Origin of the sequence: Ferruginibacter sp., from assembly GCF_031430955.1 — a bacterium.
Classification (GTDB): Bacteria; Bacteroidota; Bacteroidia; order Chitinophagales; family Chitinophagaceae; genus Ferruginibacter.
Genome location: NZ_JANPCM010000448.1, coordinates 1 through 2,528, shown reverse-complemented (window position 1 = coordinate 2,528; position 2,528 = coordinate 1). Strand labels below are relative to the sequence as shown.

Sequence of the window (2,528 nt, the reverse complement as noted above, 5' to 3'; positions counted from 1 at the left end):
TTCAATTAACTGAAAAGACTGATAAGGTAATCTTGCAAACAAACCAACCGTAACATAATCATACAGCGAATCGCCGTAGGCTCTTAAACTACTGGTAAGCGATTCTGGTGTAAAATTTCCTTTGGGTAAAAATTGAATCAGGTCATCATCAATAAAAGCAGAACGGTATTTAGTTAGCTGCACTTTATATTTGGTATCCACCTTGCCCACTATGTTTAATTGCACCATCGAGTCTATATAACCAATTTTTGCGCCGCCCAGTCTGTCTTCCCCCAAACCAAAAAGCAAATGCGCCAACCTGCCTTTTGTAACAGCAATGGTTGGATTAAAAGGCGAAAACATGGAGATGGTATTTTTAGTTTGCTTAGTTACAGTCTTGCCAGCTGAGTCTGTAATGGTTACAGGAATTTTTTCCATCAAAAAATTATCAGCTTCTTTTATTACATATTCTCCCTGGTAAATGCCCGGCATAGCACCCGGCATTTCGTAGAGCATAATATTTTTTCCTGCAACAACTGTGCATCCTTTTAAAGCTTTTACCCTGAATTTTATTTTATCGCCGGGTTGCAGCATTAAATTTCCTTCGGGGAAAGTTTCTATGCTGCCAATATCTAAAACTTTAACCGTATCCGGCGGCGCAGGTAAAGTGTAGTTGTAAATAATTTTTCTATTGACAGATTTATCAGGTGTTGCAAATGCAATTAAATTAAATGCGGTGTCGCCGGGTTTTAAATTTACTTCATAAGCAAATGCACCCGTAGCAAAAACTTTTACCGGATTGCCATTTATAGTAAGGTTGCAGCTTTTACAGGTACTGCCAATTAAAAAATTACGTGACGATCGCACTGCATTTTTTTCTTTGCCGGGCTCTACCAATTTTATAAAAGGTTTATCACCAGTTTGAGAATATGCAACACATGCAGTAAATAAAAGCAGAAACGCAAGGGTAATTTTCATTACTGAAAGTTAAACAGAAATTAAAGTATAAGTGCAAAATTATTTGCTAAAAAAAAGTCATTGCTTTTGGCAATGACTAAAAAGTAATCAGTTATTAAAATATTACCAAGGATATTTATTCTCTGCAATCATCTTATCCGCAATTCTTCTCCGGGCATCTTTACTGTTAAACGGTGCAGTTTTTGTAAAACGTTTTAAGCCCAGCAGCATCATGCGTTGCTCATCGCCACCGGCAAAAGCATTAATGGCCTCTTTACCTGCTTTGTTTACTTTATCCACTGCATCATTCAAATAACAACGCATCAAATCAATTTGTATTTGTGCTGCAGCTTCACCTTGTTTATCTGTCATTTTTATTACACGTAACAAAGTACTTTCGGCTTCAAAAGTTTCAATAGCCATATCAGCAATGTTCATCAGTATTTCCTGCTCATCATTCAGCTTCATCATTAGTTTTTGCACCGCAGCACCTGCAACCATTAAAATACATTTCTTCATGTTTACAATTGTCTTGCGCTCAGCTGCAAAAGCACTTTCATCATCATTACCAAATTCCGGTATACTCATCAGCTCTTTACTAACAGCCATGGCTGGCCCCATCAAATCCAGTTTACCTTTCATGGCTCTTTTTAGAATCATATCTACAGTAAGCAAACGGTTAATTTCGTTGGTGCCTTCGTAAATACGGTTAATGCGGCTGTCACGGTAACCACGGCTGGCAGAGTATTCATCACTAAAACCATTACCACCGTGTATTTGTACACCTTCATCCACTACATAATCCAATACTTCACTCCCATGCACTTTTAAAATAGCGCACTCCACAGCAAATTCTTCTGCGGCTCCTAATAATGCTTCGTTAAAAGGTTTACCTGCATTTTGCATTTCAATTTCTTTATCATCTACCCATTTGCTGGTGCGGTATAAAGCGCTTTCGCTTGCAAAAATGCGTACGGCCATTTCTGCCAGTTTATATTTTATAGCACCAAAATTTGCAATGGCAGTTTTAAATTGCTCTCTTGTTTTTGCATATACAATAGAATCTGTTACCGACATTTTTGCGCCGCCCAATGCAGCTGCACATAATTTTAACCTGCCAATGTTTAAAATGTTGAAAGCAATGATGTGGCCTTTACCAATTTCTCCCAGTAAATTTTCAACCGGCACTTTACAATCCTGAAAATATAATTGCACTGTTGATGATCCTTTAATACCCATCTTATGTTCTTCTGGCCCCTGTGTAAAACCTTCCATTCCTTTTTCTATAATAAACGTAGAAAATTTATCGCCGTCAATTTTTGCAAACACCGTATAAACATCTGCAAAACCTCCGTTGGTGATCCAGCATTTTTGCCCGTTTAAAATATAATTTTTTCCATCGGCACTCAGCACTGCAGTTGTTTTTGCACCCAATGCATCGCTTCCGCTGTTCGGCTCCGTTAGTCCGTAAGCACCTTTCCATTCGCCGCTGGCCAATTTAGGAATGTATTTTTTCTTTTGTTCTTCGGTACCAAAATACAAAATGGGTAATGTACCAATACCCGTGTGTGCAGCAATGGCCACACTAAAAG

At 38.3% G+C, this 2,528-nt stretch carries 2 protein-coding genes; both read right to left on the bottom strand.

Features of this window, described 5'->3' with window-relative positions:
* Positions 1–957: hypothetical protein (locus ACY65O_RS12450; RefSeq protein ID WP_462221182.1), on the bottom strand; the 957-nt coding region annotated here is incomplete at its 3' end.
* Between the two features lie 102 nt (positions 958–1,059).
* Positions 1,060–2,528, bottom strand: a 1,469-nt coding sequence (locus ACY65O_RS12445) for an acyl-CoA dehydrogenase family protein (RefSeq protein WP_462221181.1), incomplete at its 5' end; no start/stop codon positions are given.